Origin of the sequence: Fusobacterium sp. DD2 (genome assembly GCF_018205345.1) — a bacterium.
In the GTDB taxonomy this organism is placed as follows: Bacteria; Fusobacteriota; Fusobacteriia; order Fusobacteriales; family Fusobacteriaceae; genus Fusobacterium_A.
The window spans coordinates 17,113-33,878 of the sequence record NZ_JADRHM010000007.1; the positions used below are offsets into that span (position 1 = coordinate 17,113).

Here is a 16,766-nt window from a genome sequence, read left to right on the forward strand (position 1 = left end):
TTATATTAATTTATTATCATCTTTTCCGTCGTCTATATTATCAACGATTTTAATACTGTCCAGATGTCCCTTTACCTGTGCTTTAAACTTTTCAAGATACATCTTTCTGTATTTTTCTCTTTCTTCCTGTTCTTCCTTTGTAAGTTCTCTTTCTCTTGCCAATTTTGAGAAATAATTTACTTTGGCTATTATATCTTTCATTTCCATTATTTTCACCTACAATTTTTTGTTATAACAAGGAGTATTATAACATTTTTTTTATATAGTCCGCAACTTTTTTTAATTTTCCCTATTATATATCCAAATTTATATGCTTTTTAATCTCTTTTCTACTAAATTTGAAAACAGGCATACCACTTGAGTGAGGTCCTAAATCATATTCCTGAAATACAAATACCAAGTCCTCTCCTTCAAAATAGAAAACAGCATTTCTTATATCTGCTTCAGCTTCTTCATATAAGTCACATGGAGCACCTTGAATATTTTTTATCTGTACATGGTTTCTTATTTTATCATTAATAAGCATATTAAAATGCTCAATATCATCATCACTAAAAAGTTTTTCAAAAGTCATCAATGAATTATCTTTTTTATTTATGTTATAAGCTTCAAGTGTTGTATCATAATGAGCTCCACCAACTGTGTGAATACTTCTCAGTAAAGTGATAGATACCATATTGTAATCATTTTTATGCTCTTCAAAAGAGATATTGGCATCCTGTATTCCCCACTCATCTTTATTTGCTAAATCATCAATTATAGTACGGATATTCTCTTGCATAGTAAGATTGAAATAGACTATGTCTTCACTTTCAGCATTTGATATCTGTGGAATTCTTAAATTATATTCATAATAATCACTTTTATCTGTACTTTCTAAAGCTGTAACTTCTATTTCAGGCTTTGGAATAGCAGTGGTTTTTTGTTCTCCATCGCAAGCTAAAAATAAAAAAGATAAAAAAATAGAAAACACTAAGTTTCTAAATATTTTCATAAATTCATCTCCTCACATTGAACACCATATGTTGTCCTTTTTTTATCTAACCCCAGTTATTTCATATTTTTTCAAAAGAAATTCTGGATGATAAGATTCCTTTGCTTCTCTTAGTCCCTCATCTCCAAAATCGTCTTCTCTATTTATATATTTCAGATTTTCAAATTCATTTTGAATAAAAAGTTGATTAATCATCTGATAGCTTCCAGTATAGTCGTTTAATGCTTTTTCTATATGAATGATTGCATAATCCTCTGTTAACTGTTCACCTAATGTATAGGCAACAATCTTACCATCAACTTTTATTAAGCCACCTTTTATTCCCAAATACTTATAATTTTTAAGAAGATTTAAAATACCTAAATGTTCATTTTTAAGTACTTCTAAACTTCCATTGTCATGATACCAGTGATTTTGAAAATCAACTACATCTTTTACATTATCATCATTAAGTTTTTCATATTCGTAAATATATGATTTTCTAAAGTTGTTGATCCTGTTTTTTTTCTTAGAGTATTTTCTTCCTTTTAAGTATGCAAGGTCAAATCCATTGTAAACATAGTCAAAGCTGTCACGACGTTCTTCTAATACAAAATCTTTCTCCAACAGATTTTTCCAGTATTCAGGAACAAATACAATCTGTCCACCCTCATTTAGAATACCTTTTATTACCTCTTTCCATGATTTAAGATTTACTTCACTTTCACTTTTAGGAATAGGCATATAGTAGTAGTCCTTATCCATATATGTACCTTTTAATATAAGAACATCATCAACTATTCTAAATTTTGTATTCTCTCCCTCACTCCAAAGCACCTGATTTGAAAAGTTCAAATCACATGTAGTAAATCTTCCTTTGGTGTATTCATCAATGACCTCTTTGTCATTTATTGTAAGTTCTTTCCAGTCCATTATTTTATTCTCTCCTTTTATCATATTATATTAAAGATATCTACTATTATACTATAGATATCAAATTTTTCTACTTTTTTTATCAACTTTATTATTTCAATCTATACTTAGATGGTTTTTTTCTAAGTTTTTTCAATCTCAGATTTAAAAATAAAGTAATTATAAAAGGAATGATTGATATGATAAGTACAGTAAGAATAAAACATGTTTTTAATGGAATAGCTGTCTTAACTGACAGAGTCATTGATAATGAGTGTAATATATCCAGCAAATCCTTAAAATACAACTTACCAAAAGGTGGTAAGATTAGCTCAATTCCATAAGTAAGTGCTGCAAATAATCCACAAAATAAAAATAAACTCAGTAATAACATATAATCCCCCCAGATATCTGTATAATCCTATTATACCTAAAAAAATGTCAATTGCCTAACAGATTTTTTGATTAAATTGCTAAATGACACACCTACAAGTTTTATTGGAAATTGTAATTCCACCTCTCCAATGAGTTCTTCCATATTTAAATAGAGAATATCTCTGTCATCTGTTGGGTCGAAAATGGTCTTTGCCCTTGTAATTGTCTTACCTTTTTCAAATTTAAGCTTTATATTTATTGTCTTAGCAAGAACCTTTTTTTCAACTAATCTTTCATATGAGTGATTGAATATATCAAAGAACTCTTTTTTTAACTCCACTTCATCTGTTATAGCATATCTATAGCTGTTTTCATTACCGATTGAAAATCTCTCTCTGTCATACTCAACTTTTGAGTGGTCAATCCCTCTTATGGATAGGTATAAAAGTTCTCCTCTTGCCTTACCATATGTTGCAACCAGCTCATTTAAACTATACGGATACAGGTCCTTTACTAAGAAAATATTGTTTTTATTAAGAACAGCTTTGAATTTCTTCCCAACTCCTGGAATAATTCCTATATCCTTCTCTTTAATATATTTCACAAACTGTTTTTTATCGTAAAATATATACTGACCACGAGGTTTATTCATATTGCTTCCCATTTTAGCTGTGAGCTTATTAAAGCCTATTCCTACAGAGCAGGTAAGTTTGGTATGATAGAATATACGCTCTCTGAATTTTTGTGCAAATCTGGCAAATTCAGATGGGTCAGTTAAAATTCCAGTCATATCTATATATCCCTCATCTAAAGCTATAAACTCAATCTTCTCAGTGATTTTTAAAACAAGTGAGTGTATAAAATCAGATATCTCAATATATTTATCTTTATTTACAGGAACAACTATAAGATTGCTGCATAGTCTTTTAGCTTCAAATGTACTCATTGCAGAGTGTATTCCAAATCTTCTTGCTTCATAACTGGCTGTAGTGACTATACTGCTTCCAACTACTATTGGCAAACCTTTTAATTTTGGGTTATCTCTTATCTCTATAGAAGCATAAAATGCATCCATATCATAGTGCAGAATAACTCTTCTCATTTTAACACCTCTCCAATATATTAATAGCATAATTATATGGATTTTTAAAGAGGCGAAAAAAATTAACTATAAAAAAACTGAACCCAGATTTGAGCTCAGTTTTCTATTTAAGAACCTGGTGGTGTAACTGTATAGACAACTACACTCTCTTTCTCATGAATATTCGTCCACTTATGTGGGATTAAGGCAGGTATCTGTATAGAATCCCCTTCTAACATCTCACAGTCTTCTTCTCCAATAGTGATCTTTACTTTCCCACTAAGCACTAAAGCAACTTCTTCCCCCTCATGTGATAAAGGCTTTTTAGATGATTCACTGTTCTTTTTACTTAGAACCATCTTCATACATTCAAGTTTTTTAGTTCCCTCAGGTGTTAATACCTCATATATAACCCCTTCATCCAAAATTACCTTTCTGTCCTCTTTTTTTAGTACATTTGCTGAATACAAGCTCATTTCAGGTTCAATAAAAAACTTGAACATTGGAATTTCCAGTGCTTTTGCTATTGTTTTGATGGTATTTAAAGAAGGATTGGCATTGCCTTTTTCAATCTGACTTAACATAGAAGATGAGATTCCACATTCTTTTGCCAAATCTTTTAAAAGAATTCCCTTTGCTAAACGTACACTTTTTACTCTTTTGCCAATATTAATTTCTACACCCATACTCATAGCTATCCTTTCATACATGATATTGTTATCCTAATTATACACTATCTGTGCCCTTTTCTCCACATATTTTTTATTGATATACAGGATATTTTTTAAAAAAATTTAATTATAATTAATTTTTATTTTGGTAACTTTTTTTATTCAAGGTAAAAATATAATCATTCCACTATCGGAATAGTAAAAACAATGTTTTATTATACTATACAAATCTCAATTATGACAATACAAAACTTTTATAATTTTTAATAAAGTTTAATACAATTTAATTTTTAAGAAAAAAATTTGTGTTTTTTTTCTTTAATTTCCCCTACTATTGACACTTTAATGGTATAATTGAATTGAAACATATAAATATGAAGGGGGAGATTTTATGAAAAAAGTTGAACTAAAGACTCCAGCAATAGTGTTAAATTTAAAAGCCTTAAAGAACAATATAAAACTTTATCAGGCATTATGTACAAATTATCACAAAGAGATGTGGCCAATGATGAAGACACATAAGAGTATGGAGATCTTGAAAATGCAGGTGGAAGCTGGGGCAACTGGTGTCCTGTGTGGAACTTTAGATGAAGCTGAAGCATGTGCAGAGAACAATATTCCAAAGATTATGTATGCATACCCTGTGGCAAGTAAAGAGAGCATTGATAGGGTAATAGCTCTTACTAAGAAAAGTGATTTTATTACAAGAATAGATTCATATGAGGGTGCAAAACTATTAAATGACCAAGCTGTCAAAAATGGAGTTGAGGTAAGCTACACAATAATTATAGACAGCGGTCTACATAGATTTGGAATAGCTCCTGAAAAGGTTGTGGAGTTTGCTGACAGGTTAAAAGAGTTTAAGGGATTAAAGTTCAGAGGTATCTCATCTCATCCAGGACATGTATATGGTGCTACATCTAATGAAGAGATTGAAAGCTATGTAAAAGATGAGTGTGACTCTTTAAACAAAGCAGTTACATTTTTAAAAGAAGCAGGTTATGAACCTGAGTATGTTACAAGTGGTTCTACACCTACATTTGCTGGTGCTATAACTGATAAGAATATAAATGTATACCATCCTGGTAACTATGTCTTTTTAGATACAATTCAGCTATCTCTGGGAAAAGCCAAAGAGAAAGATTGTGCTCTAAGAGTCTATGCTACAATTATTTCTCATCCAAGAGAGGATCTCTATCTCTGTGATGCTGGAGCAAAATGCTTAGGACTTGATAAAGGTGCTCATGGGAATTCATCTATTGTTGGATATGGAACTGTAGTTGGACATCCTGAAGCTATAGTTGACTCACTTTCTGAAGAGGTTGGAAAGATACATATAGATGGAAAGACAGATCTTAAAATAGGAGATAAGATAGAGATAATTCCAAATCACTCATGTTCTACTGCTAATCTTTGCAGTTATTATACTGTGATTGATGGAGATGAAGTAATTGGGAGCATTGAGGTAGATGTAAGAGGAAACTCTATAAAATTAGCAAAGTAAATGTAAAAAGTTTATATATTAGAGAATTTTATTCATCTTTTCACAGCATTATAATTTAAAATTCACGGCATTAGAAATTGTTTCGTAATTTATGAAGCGAAGCAGAATACGGAAAAGCCGACTGTCTGAACGAAGTGAGTTTCAAATTCGCTTCCTGTAAGCGAGATAAATGGAAAAAGTTTATAGATTAGAGAATTTTATTCATCTTTTCACAACATTATAATTTAAAATTCTTAGCATTAGAAATTGTTTCGTTATTTATGAAGCGAAGCAGAATACGGAAAATCCGACTGTCTGAACGAAGTGAGTTTCGGATTTTCTTTCTGCAAGCAAAATAAATAGAAAGAATTTATAGCCTAGAGAATTTTAAATTAATTACTCCAGGAATAAAAAAAAAGCTGAGATCCAACTTTTTTCAGTTAATCTCAGCCTTATTTTCTATTAGAACCATTTCTTATTTTTGAAATACGCAATCATACCAAGTACCAGCACAAACATAGCTCCTAAAAGGAAGAAATATCCATACCTGGTGTGTAGTTCAGGCATATTATCAAAGTTCATACCATAAAGGCTCGTAAGGAAGCTCAATGGCATAAATACAGTTGATATAATAGCAAGAATTTTCATTATCTCATTCATTCCATTACTGATTGTAGAGTGATACAACTGAATAAGCTCTGTAACACGAGTATTCAGTATATCCAAAGTATCATAAACAATTATTCCATGGTCAGACAGGTCTGTCAGATATATCTTTATATCCTCATTTAAATACTCTGCAACACTTTTAGTCTGAAGTCTTGTAATAAGCTCTCTGATTGGTCCAATAGTTCTTTTCAGTGTAGAAACCTTCTGTTTCAATGTGATTATAGATTGAAGGTCTTCTCTTTCAGAATCATTTATAACCTTTGATTCAAGCTTATCTATCTCTATCTCCACTTCATCTAAAACCATAAAATAATAGTCAACAATACTATCTAATATTGCATATGTAAGATAACCTATACTCTTCTTTCTCATCTTGTAGTTTGGAGACTCAATTCTTGCCCTTACAGAATCAAGTACATCTCCTGGTGTCTCCTGGAAGGTCAACAGATAATCCTCTCCAACTATAAAAGAGATTTGCTCATATGTAATATCCTTAGATATGAGATTTATATTAAGCATCTTAAGAACTATAAAAAGATAATCCTCTCTTTCTTCTACCTTTGCACGTTGAGTGGAGTTTGCCACATCTTCCATTACAAGGTTATCCAGATTAAATAAATCTCCAATCTTCTTAATGAGGGCAATATTGTGTATCCCATCAATATTTATCCATTTTACCCCTTTAAAATCTTTTTTTAGGACATCTAAATTTTCATCTTCATCAAATATCTCTCTTTTAATTACACTGTCATTATATGCAATCATCTCTATATTTACTTTATGTTGAGGATTTTCACCTGTGTATAGAATACTACCTGGTGGAAGTCCTATCTTCTTCTTTCTGTTCTTTGACTCATCCATTTTGTCACCTCCAGTTTATTTACAATAAACTTTTATAAAATAATTTTCTATCTCCTGTTGAATATTTTCATCATAATTTTTTATCTGTTTTCTAACTAAATCCTCAATATATCCAAGTTCATCACTATTTTCAGGATAATATATAGGTGTCTCTTTTAAAGGTGTAGCATAAAACTCATAGTTTTTCCCTTTAAACTTACCATTTAATTTAAACCACTCCAAAAATATCTTTGAGTTCATAAATCCCAAAATATAGAAAAGATTTACCTGAGGATTTTTCCCAGTTATAAAATATATATCAGCACTTCCATAAAACTTCCCATCATCATAAGAAAAACGGTTAGTCTTACAACGCTGTCTAACTAAAATCTTAGGACCTTCAAATATCTCCTTTTCTCTTGCCCACTGCAATTGCCACCATTTGATTCTGTCAAATACAACCTCTCTTCTTTTTGCAAGTTTATCATAAAAAGGTCTTAAGTAATTTTCAAGTTTCTCATTTAAAGGCGTATCCTTATCCAGATACAATATCCAGTACTGATTTTTCTCATTGGAATACAGCCCTATATCCTTACTCTTGTAAAAGGGCTTAAGATACTCTTTAAACTCATTTTCATATTTATCAAATACAAATGCCTTATCATGCCCAGAGATTATCCCCTGATTGACATTTACAAGGTCATCTAATATATAGTTTGATTTTTCTATAAACAGTCTATTAAATTCCCTGCTTTTTCTATCTGCAAGGACAATTTTTCCATTATTATCATATATTTCACTATTTGAAGTTGTGAACTTATCCCCTGAAATATCTACCTCTATTATATCAGATATTTCCAGAGATTTTTTCCAGATAAAGATTATATTGTGCTGACCAGTTGCCTCACTGAAAAGTGAACTGTCAAATATCTTCATCACACTGTACTTTCCATTTACTTTAAGGGTATCTCTTAACTTTACTCCACTGTCTGCTCTAAGCCAGTAGTTAGTAGTTAAATATACCATTATTCCATCTTTTTTCAAAAGCTCAACTGCTTTTTCTATAAAAAAGTAAAAATAGTCCATTCTGGGCTCATAGTATTTTTTCCCAAACTCAGTAGACTTTATATTTCTAAATATCTCTCTGTTGTTTTTCTCACCAAGATATGGTGGATTTCCAAATATGATATTGTATTTTTCCCCCTCTAAAGAAAGAGAATCCATCTCCTGAAATTTTACATTACATGAAATTCCATACTTTTTTAATAATCTCTTTGTCTTGCATCTCGCCTCTTCAAGAGCAAAAGCATCAATATCATAACCTGTTACCCACTGACTTTTAAAAGTATACTCTCCATACACCTTCTTAGAAAGGATTATAAGTTGTTCTATAGCAGGAATTAAAAGATTGCCATTTCCACATGAAATGTCACATATCCTTATCTTATCCATTTTCTCCTTTATATCTCCTGTTGAAAAATACAGTGCAAGTCCTCTTGCCACCATACTTTTAGCAATATCCTCTGGAGTATAAATACTATAGTTAAGCTCCCTATTCATTAAAACACTTCCATTTTATTTTTATAAAGGTCCCTTCCCCAAAAAGCCAGATAGATAACTCCAAATACAACAAGTTTAAGTAAAGAGAAATCTATTTTAAAACTTACTAAAAAAGCAATAAATGATATAACTGAACTTTTAATAAGGAATTTAAATGTATTTTTAAGATTAAAGCAGATATATTTTCTTCTATACTCAAATAGAAGCTGCATAAAGTTAACTCCAGCAGCAATAGCAGTAGATAGTGCAAGTCCTTTATATCCAAATGGTCCTATGAATACAAAGTTTAAAACTATATTTATAACTATTGAGATTGCTGAAGATATCACTGGAAATTTGCTGTTTTCCATACTATAGAAAGCACGAGTCATTAAAAATACCCCTGTATAGAAATATAGTCCAACAGAGTAATATAGAAGTGCTTCAGATGTAACTTTAACAGCATCCTCACCAAATTTACCATATGATAGTGTAAGTCTTACTACATCTTCACTGAAAAAAGTAAGAACAAATATTGATGGTATTACTAAAAATAGAAGGATATTCAGTCCTTTTACAATATATCTTTCAGCTATATCTGTTTTTTTCTTTGCAATAGCCTGTGCAAGTGATGGGTATATAACTGTACTAAGTGACACTCCAAATACCCCTACAGGTAGTAAATACAGTCTTGTAGCATTTTCAAGAGCAGTTACAGCACCTGTCTCAAGACCTGATGCAAACCACTGGTCTACAACTGTATTAAGCTGTCTTGCCATTATACCTACAAGCATAGGCAGAGTCATAATTACCAGTTTTTTAATATATGGATCTTTCCAATTTATTTTAAAAGAATAAGTTTTTACTATTTTAAAAAAAGTTGGCAAAACTACCAAAAACTGCAATACTCCACCAATTACAACACCCCATGCAAGAGCATTTATTCCATATTTTCTACCACATAGGATTGCAGACCCTATTATTGCAAGGTTAAAAAATATAGATGTAGATGCAGGAACCAGAAAGTGTCTAAAGTTGTTAAGCATTGCTCCTATCATTCCAGATAGACTTATAAAGACAAAATATATAGACATTATCTTTAAAAGCTCTGATGCCAAAGCCTTTGTTTCAGGTGGAAACCCTCCAACAATAGCTGATATTATCCCATCTGAAAATATAATCATTATAATAGTTACAACTGTTGAAAATATAAATAGAAGATTTAAAACGGAGAAAATAAACTCTTTTCCTCTTTTTTCTCCCTCATTTTCTTCCAGTTTGTTATACAAAGGTATAAAGGAATTTCCCAAAGCTCCCTCTCCCAGAAGCTGTCTAAAGAAGTTACTGATTTTAAAGGCACTGAAATAGGCATCAGTGACTCCTGATGACCCAAAATAATAAGCTATTAAAAATGCTCTGAAAAAACCTGTAATTCTACTTATAAATGTAATTGCACCAACTGAAATTCCCTGTCTTAACATATCTGTTTAAACTCCTTGTTATCTAGTTATTTTTGATACAACATCCCCTTCTATCAGAATAAGTCCCTCTTTATAAAGCTCAAGTATTGAGAGAAATATATATATTAGATGCATTCTATTCTCTGCCTCTCTAAATAATGAATCAAAAGTTCTGTTCTCTTTATATAATTTTAAGTATAAACTATCCATCTCATCTTTTAAGGTATAGTTTTTATCAAGTTTCAGCTCCATAACCTCTTCTTCAAACTCCACAAGATACCTCTTATAGGCACTATACAGGTCAGAAGCCTTAAGTTTTGATAAATCATACTCCTTAGGAGCTTTTTTAATTATCTTTCTACCCTCTCCTCTGGAATATGATATATTGTATTCATTTTCAAGTTCTGCAAGTTTTAGTGAGACCTCTTTGAAAAGTTTATAATCTTCAAGTCTTCTTTTTAACTCCTTCTCCTTATTCTCCTCTTCATTTATTTGTAGAAGTGCAGAAGCCTTAATCTCTAAAAGCTCAGAAGCAATAACTAAAAATTCAACTTTTATTTTAAGATTCTCTTCCTTTGCCTCTTCTAAAACTGCCAAATATTCATCTATCAATTGAGAAATCTTAATCTCTGCAATCTTCACCTTTTTTTTATCTATAAGATGAAGAAGAAGATCCAAAGGACCTTCAAAGTTATCTATCTTCAGTACTATTTCCATTATCTCTCTCACTTACAATATCTTTCCATTCCTGTACATCAGAAGCTATCTGAGCTTTTAATGTCTCAATGGAATTAAATTTTCTCTCTTCTCTTAGGTATTTAATAAGCTCTACAGCTACAATCTTTCCATAGATAAGTCTGTCAAAGTTTAAAATATTTACCTCAACGCTCTTTTCTCCTGGTTTAAGTGTTGGATTGACCCCAATATTTACAACTCCATCTCTATAGAAATCTTCTCCTTCAATTTTAACTCTTGCACCATATATTCCAGTTTTTGGATAGATTCTCTGTGCAAGTTTTATATTTGCAGTTGGAAAACCTAAGATCTCTCCAGCAAGTTTTTTACCATGCACTACCTCTCCCATTATTACAAAATAATGTCCAAGGTATCTATTTATATCCTCTATATTCCCATCTGATATCTGACTTCTTATAAATGTTGAACTAATAAGCTCTCCATCAAGATAAACTGCTGGTATCTCATGAACTAATATCCCTCTTTCATTTCCAAGTTTGATTAAATCTCCTGTATCTGATTTACCTCCCTCACCAAATGAGAAGTTAAATCCAACAAAGACCTCTACACTTCCTACTTTTTCCTTTAAAATATCTACAAACTCCTCTGCTGTAAGATCTGCAAACTCCCTGTTAAAAGGTTGTAATATAACACAGTCTACACCTAGATTTTCAAGAAGATATAGTTTTTCCTCTATTGTATTGATACTTTTAGGAGCTCTATGCTTGTTTATAAGCTCCAAAGGGTGACTTGAAAAAGTGAATACTACTGATGTACCACCTTTTTTCTTTGCAGTTTCCACTGCCTCTTTTATAAGTTTTTGATGTCCATAATGTACTCCATCAAATGTTCCAATAGCTACATATGTGTTCTTTAGATTTTCTTCCAACTCAAGTATATTTCTTATTATTCTCATTCTTCTTCCTCAGTTTCTTCCTTGATTAAATTATTATATACATCTTCGATTCTTCTGAATCTATTTCTAACTCCTGATTTTGATATTCCTATCATATCAGCTATCTCCTGAAGTGAACTTTCAGGATTATCAAGTCTTACGTATGCTATTTCCTGCAGAACAGAACTTAGTGTATCAAGTCCTATTGTCTTTTCAATATAGTTTATCATTTTTATCTGGTTATTTCCAGTATTTAGTGTCTTTGTTTCATTGGCAACTTCCCAGTTCATCTCTCTTATAGTCTTATTCTTAAGATCTTTAATCATAGTCATCTCTTCATACTTAAAAAATGACTGAAGAGAACCTATAAGTACCATAATATCCATTATATCCTCTGAGTTACGAAGATATACCAGAGGTTTATTCCTCTTTTGTGTCTTAAATACTTTCTTACCCTTTTCCAAAAGAATATTGTAAAACTTATCTGCAGTTTCCTCATCATCCATAAAGAAATCCAGTGCATACTCTTTTTTAGGGTCCTTAATATATCCACATGATAGAAATACCCCTCTTATAAATCCTTTAAGTATCTCCTCACTTGCAAGTATTATCTCATATGAGAAATTATGCATAATCTCATAGAATTTTTTAAATCCCTTCTGATTTGGAATAGCTATAATATATACATTATGCTCTCCCAATCTTTTGGATACCAGGTATTTTACCTCAATTTTAAGCTCTGTTGTCTCTCTTATAAATTTATATATTCTCTTTGCAAGAGAGATATTTTCAAGACGAAGCTCTATTTTTTTATCATAAAATGCATTTTTACTGTGTAAAACAGCAGATATCTCTGCTGTTTTCTCCAGATCAGTTATTAAATCATTATTTAAAATCTCTAATTTGACATCATAGGTATAAGACATCTTATCCTCCCTATAGATTTATTTTGTTTCTGCCCAGTTTACTCCTATATTAGTATTTATCTCTAAAGGAACATCATTAAATTTTACACTATTTCTCATGATATTTTCAATATCCTTTTTATATTCTTCCACTTTTTCTTTCTTAATTTCAAATATAAGTTCGTCATGAACCTGTAGAAGAAGTGAGATTCCCTCTTTATCCTTCATATAATCATAAACAGCTATCATTACTTTTTTGATTATTTCAGCAGCAGTACCTTGTATTACACTGTTTACTGCCATTCTTTCAGCCTGATTTTTAATGTTCTTATTTTTAGAATTGATTCCATCTATGATTCTTCTTCTTCCAAAATAAGTTTCTGTAAATCCATTCTTTTCAGTCTGCTCAACTATTTCACGTTCAAATTCCTTAACTCTAGGATATTGATTGAAATACTTATCTATATACTCTCCAGCTTCTTTAGGTGTAATTCCAAGCTCTTTAGATAGTCCAAAAGCAGTCTTACCATATATGATACTGAAGTTAATTGTTTTAGCTATAATTCTTTGTTCTCTTCCAACCTCTACATCATCTGGAAGGTCAAATATCTTTCTTGCAGTTAAACTGTGAAGGTCTGCATTATTATTATACGCAGCTCTTAGATTTGCATCTCCAGAAAGTTGAGCTAGAACTCTAAGTTCTATTTGAGAGTAGTCAATTCCCATAAGTTCGCAACCACTTTCGGCTACAAATCCCTGTCTTATCTTTATTCCCTCATCTGATTTTACAGGAATATTTTGAAGGTTTGGATCTGATGATGAAAGTCTTCCAGTTACAGTTCCTATCTGATTGAATGTAGTGTGAATTCTATTTTCCTCATCTCTTAATTTTGGTATAGCATCAACATATGTATTTTTAAGTTTTGAAAGTTTTCTATAATCAAGTATATATGATGCAATCTCTGCTCCATTTGCTTTTAAAGTCTCTAAAACCTCCTCATTAGTTGAAAGTCCAGTTTTAGTCTTTTTAACAGGTGGAAGGTTAAGTTTAAAGAATAAAATCTCTGCAAGCTGTTTAGGAGAATTGATATTAAACTCCTCTCCTGCTATCTCATATATACTCTTTTGAAGCCCATCTAATGCATCTTCAAGTTCTTTTCCATATTTGCTGAAATACTCAGGATCTATCTTTATACCCTTTCTTTCCATAGCTGAAAGTATCTCAATAAGTGGCATCTCTATCTCATTTAACACCTTTAGAAGATCTCTGTCATCTAGCTCTTCATGTAGTATCTTATATGATTCTAAAAGCCCATAAGATCTTTGAGTTACAAATTTACCATACTCATCTTCAGGTAGATTTTCTGGTTTTTCCTTTCCAAATTTATCTACATAACTTTGAAGTGGTGCATTTGTAAGTTTAGTAATAGGAAGTTCTACATCTTCAGTAGTTTGAGAGCTTATAAGGTGGTATCCTATCATAGCATCCATATCACAGTTTGATATTTTCATTCCCTGATTTAAGAACTTTTTCAGATTGTAAGTAATGATTTTTCCCTTGTATCCGTCAAAAAATTCCTGAATATCAATATCTTCACTCTCCTCTTTCTTTTGAGGTTCCATACCAAATAGTGAGATATTTTCTCCTATCTTACTTTCACTTTTCTTTGCAAATGGAAGATAGTAGTCGTTCTCTTCAGAACTTATTCCAATACCAAGATCTGTATAATATATACCTATTCTTCCAACTTTAGAAAGAGTCTTTTGCATCTTATCAAAATCTTTTTTATCCTTTATCAAAGCAAATACTCTTTCAACTTTTTTAACTGGAGCAGCACTTTCCTCTTCTCCCAGTCCAAGTTTTTTAATAAATACTTTAAATTCAAGCTCTTTAAAAAGCTCATATAGTTTTTCTCTATCCATTTTAAAGCCCATATTTTCAACTTTAAAATCTATAGGTAGAGTCTTACAGATAGTAGCAAGTTTTCTACTTAGGAAAGCAAGCTCTTTGTCCTCTTCCATATTTTTAATTATTGTCTTACCAATTCCTGGAATCTCAGTAAGTTTATCTATATTTTCATAGACACCTTCAAGTGTTCCATACTTTTCAATCATTGGAATAGCCTTTTTAGGTCCAACTTTTCTTACACCTGGAATACCGTCACTTGTATCTCCAATAAGTCCAAATAGCTCTATAATCTTGTCACTAGGTACACCTAGATGCTCTATTACATCATCATCTGTTGAAAGTATCTTAAATTTACCATCTGCACCTTGTCCTAAAAGTGCAATGTGGATATTTTCATCTAAGATCTGAGCCAGGTCTTTATCCCCTGTAATTACATATGTCTCTATTCCCTCATCTGAAAAATCCTTTGCAAGCGTTCCCAATACGTCGTCTGCCTCGTATCCTTCCACTTTATATCTATTGATATTTAAACAATCAAGAAGCTCTTCTATCCTTGGTATCTGTTTTAAAAGATCTTCAGGTACAGCCTCTCTATGTGCTTTATACTCTTTATATGCTTCACTTCTTTTAAGTGATGATCTCTTAACGTCAAAAGCCGCTCCAATATAATCAGGAGAAAATTCATTTATTATGCTCAATAAAGTATTTACAAATCCGTAAATAGCTCCTGTAGGTTCATTTTTTGTTCTAAAACTCATATTAGCATAGTAAGCTCTAAACATCATAGCACTTACATCCAATAATACCGCTCTTTTCTTTTCCATAGTTTCCTCCTTGGATTTTACATTTACTAAAATATTATAACATAAAATTAAAGAATTAGTAATACACGAGATTACAAGGGTTGCAACTCACGCTAATACTCCTAGATATCGAGGTTCTAATCTTTTTTGCAGTTGTTTTCTAATACAACATAGGATAAGGACATCGCTATTATTCGACTTTCCATAATAGTTATACCCTCTTTTTTTATACTCAGGATTATCAAGTGTTCTTAATTTTTTGTATAAAAAAACCTCAGTAATGCTACTGAGGTTAAAAATTATTTGTTCTTTAATATAGTCTCCCAATTTTCTGGAAAACCAATGCATTTTATATCTATATATGAAGCAAACTCATTGAAAACATCTCTTATATCTATTATTATTTTATTATCCCATTCCTCTTTGTCTAAAACTAAATATTTCATTACCAATACATAATCAAAAATTTTATTAGTAGTTATATTATTTTCTTTTTTCTTTGCTGGAGTGAAGATTACTTTTGAATTATATAATCTTGTATCATGTGCCAACATATTTCTAAATCTTCTCATTGCTTCTATCCAATTTGCCAATTGAAATTTACTACAATCATATTCTTTGGCTATTTTCTTTTGTGTAGGCGTATTTAATAAAGAATAAAAATTTTCTAAATTCCCCAATGTAAAAACTTCTATTGCTACCCATGTGGGATAATAACCTTGATAATTTTGCTTATGATGTTGAATAAATGGCAAATCTTCATTATTATCTATATTCTTTTTTACATAACTTATAAACTTAGAATGTTTATCCTTATTTTCAAAATCTCTATCAAAAAAATAAGAAATATTCCCATTGGGATAATTATGTGAGAAATAATAGGAAATATTAGTTTTTAAACTTCTTTCTATCATTTCCATTGCATATAAAAATATGCTTCTCAATCTCATATCAAACTTAATTATTTTATATATATGATTAAAAGTTATACCATTTATATAATTATCACTATCTTTTTCCTTAAAGTTATGTAAATATCCAGTAATATAATAATAATTTATTCTTTTTAATATTTGTAAAGCATATTCTCTGTCTTCTATAATCAAATTTCTTTTTTCTAATTTGTTTAACTGTTCTTCAAATGTTGTTGGTTGCTTTAACTGTGAACTAATGAAATCTATACTCCAATGATTTTCAACCATCTTATTCTCTCCCTAAAAAAAACGACCCCAACATGGGCCACATGACATTGTCAGAGGTGTGAAGAGGTCTATATCATATTTAAATTATATATGATATAACAGGATTTGTCAATAAATTTTCCAGTTATTAACTTCTCTACACTCCTTATAACCGCTATTTCCATTCGATTTTATTTTTTCTTTTATCACTTTCATTTTTGAGCATTATTAACTCTGGTTCTCTCGTACAGCCACAAATGAAATTGCCTGTTTCTATCAAGTCTTCAAGAACCTTAGTTATAAAAAAAGAACAGAAAATTAGTCCAATATAAAAT

General features: G+C 30.8%; 15 protein-coding genes. 1 reads left to right on the forward strand and 14 read right to left on the reverse strand.

Annotation, left to right across the window (positions count from 1 at the left end; all coding sequences use genetic code 11):
* The 6 genes from IX290_RS01985 to IX290_RS02010 all read right to left on the reverse strand — a co-directional run bounded on the left by IX290_RS01985 (position 1) and on the right by IX290_RS02010 (position 4,027).
* Positions 1-207 (reverse strand): DUF896 domain-containing protein, encoded by a 207-nt coding sequence (locus IX290_RS01985; protein ID WP_211491528.1) that lies wholly within the window; start codon positions 205-207, stop codon positions 1-3.
* Between the two features lie 85 nt (positions 208-292).
* Complete coding sequence (locus IX290_RS01990; RefSeq protein WP_211491529.1) at positions 293-994, reverse strand: DUF3298 domain-containing protein; 702 nt, start codon at positions 992-994, stop codon at positions 293-295.
* A gap of 42 nt (positions 995-1,036) precedes the next feature.
* Positions 1,037-1,906, reverse strand: a complete 870-nt coding sequence (locus IX290_RS01995) for a phosphatidylglycerol lysyltransferase domain-containing protein (RefSeq protein ID WP_211491530.1) — start codon at positions 1,904-1,906, stop codon at positions 1,037-1,039.
* A 91-nt stretch (positions 1,907-1,997) separates the two neighbouring features.
* Complete coding sequence (locus IX290_RS02000) at positions 1,998-2,279, reverse strand: hypothetical protein (protein WP_211491531.1); 282 nt, start codon at positions 2,277-2,279, stop codon at positions 1,998-2,000.
* A 36-nt stretch (positions 2,280-2,315) separates the two neighbouring features.
* The gene (dinB, locus tag IX290_RS02005) at positions 2,316-3,362 is read right to left on the reverse strand and encodes a DNA polymerase IV (protein WP_211491532.1); all 1,047 of its coding nucleotides are present in this window, start codon (positions 3,360-3,362) and stop codon (positions 2,316-2,318) included.
* A gap of 107 nt (positions 3,363-3,469) precedes the next feature.
* Positions 3,470-4,027, reverse strand: a complete 558-nt coding sequence (locus tag IX290_RS02010) for an XRE family transcriptional regulator (protein WP_211491556.1) — start codon at positions 4,025-4,027, stop codon at positions 3,470-3,472.
* A 376-nt stretch (positions 4,028-4,403) separates the two neighbouring features.
* Here IX290_RS02010 and IX290_RS02015 point away from each other — a divergent pair, with 376 nt between their 5' ends.
* The gene (locus IX290_RS02015; protein WP_211491533.1) at positions 4,404-5,516 is read left to right on the forward strand and encodes an alanine racemase; all 1,113 of its coding nucleotides are present in this window, start codon (positions 4,404-4,406) and stop codon (positions 5,514-5,516) included.
* Positions 5,517-5,957: 441 nt separating this feature from the next.
* On the opposite strand, the gene corA is transcribed toward IX290_RS02015, so the two are convergent.
* The 8 genes from corA to IX290_RS02055 form a co-directional block, all read right to left on the reverse strand.
* Positions 5,958-7,025: a magnesium/cobalt transporter CorA gene (gene corA, locus IX290_RS02020; RefSeq protein WP_211491534.1), complete on the reverse strand. Its 1,068-nt coding sequence runs from the start codon at positions 7,023-7,025 to the stop codon at positions 5,958-5,960.
* Between the two features lie 15 nt (positions 7,026-7,040).
* Positions 7,041-8,564 carry a TaqI-like C-terminal specificity domain-containing protein gene (locus tag IX290_RS02025; protein ID WP_211491535.1) on the reverse strand — a complete coding sequence of 508 codons (1,524 nt, stop codon included), beginning with the start codon at positions 8,562-8,564 and terminating at the stop codon, positions 7,041-7,043.
* Positions 8,564-10,024, reverse strand: a complete 1,461-nt coding sequence (murJ, locus tag IX290_RS02030; RefSeq protein WP_211491536.1) for a murein biosynthesis integral membrane protein MurJ — start codon at positions 10,022-10,024, stop codon at positions 8,564-8,566. Before murJ ends, IX290_RS02025 begins: the two co-directional genes overlap by 1 nt.
* A gap of 18 nt (positions 10,025-10,042) precedes the next feature.
* Positions 10,043-10,720 carry a ScpA family protein gene (locus IX290_RS02035; RefSeq protein WP_211491537.1) on the reverse strand — a complete coding sequence of 226 codons (678 nt, stop codon included), beginning with the start codon at positions 10,718-10,720 and terminating at the stop codon, positions 10,043-10,045.
* On the reverse strand, positions 10,695-11,654 hold the full coding sequence (locus IX290_RS02040) for a bifunctional riboflavin kinase/FAD synthetase (RefSeq protein ID WP_211491538.1): 960 nt from the start codon (positions 11,652-11,654) through the stop codon (positions 10,695-10,697). The genes IX290_RS02035 and IX290_RS02040 overlap by 26 nt, the downstream gene beginning before the upstream one ends.
* Positions 11,651-12,559 (reverse strand): DNA-binding protein WhiA, encoded by a 909-nt coding sequence (whiA, locus tag IX290_RS02045; protein ID WP_211491539.1) that lies wholly within the window; start codon positions 12,557-12,559, stop codon positions 11,651-11,653. Before whiA ends, IX290_RS02040 begins: the two co-directional genes overlap by 4 nt.
* 18 nt (positions 12,560-12,577) lie before the next feature.
* Complete coding sequence (gene polA / locus IX290_RS02050; RefSeq protein ID WP_211491540.1) at positions 12,578-15,271, reverse strand: DNA polymerase I; 2,694 nt, start codon at positions 15,269-15,271, stop codon at positions 12,578-12,580.
* A gap of 278 nt (positions 15,272-15,549) precedes the next feature.
* Positions 15,550-16,452, reverse strand: a complete 903-nt coding sequence (locus tag IX290_RS02055) for an Abi family protein (RefSeq protein ID WP_211491541.1) — start codon at positions 16,450-16,452, stop codon at positions 15,550-15,552.
* Positions 16,453-16,766 lie beyond the last annotated feature (314 nt).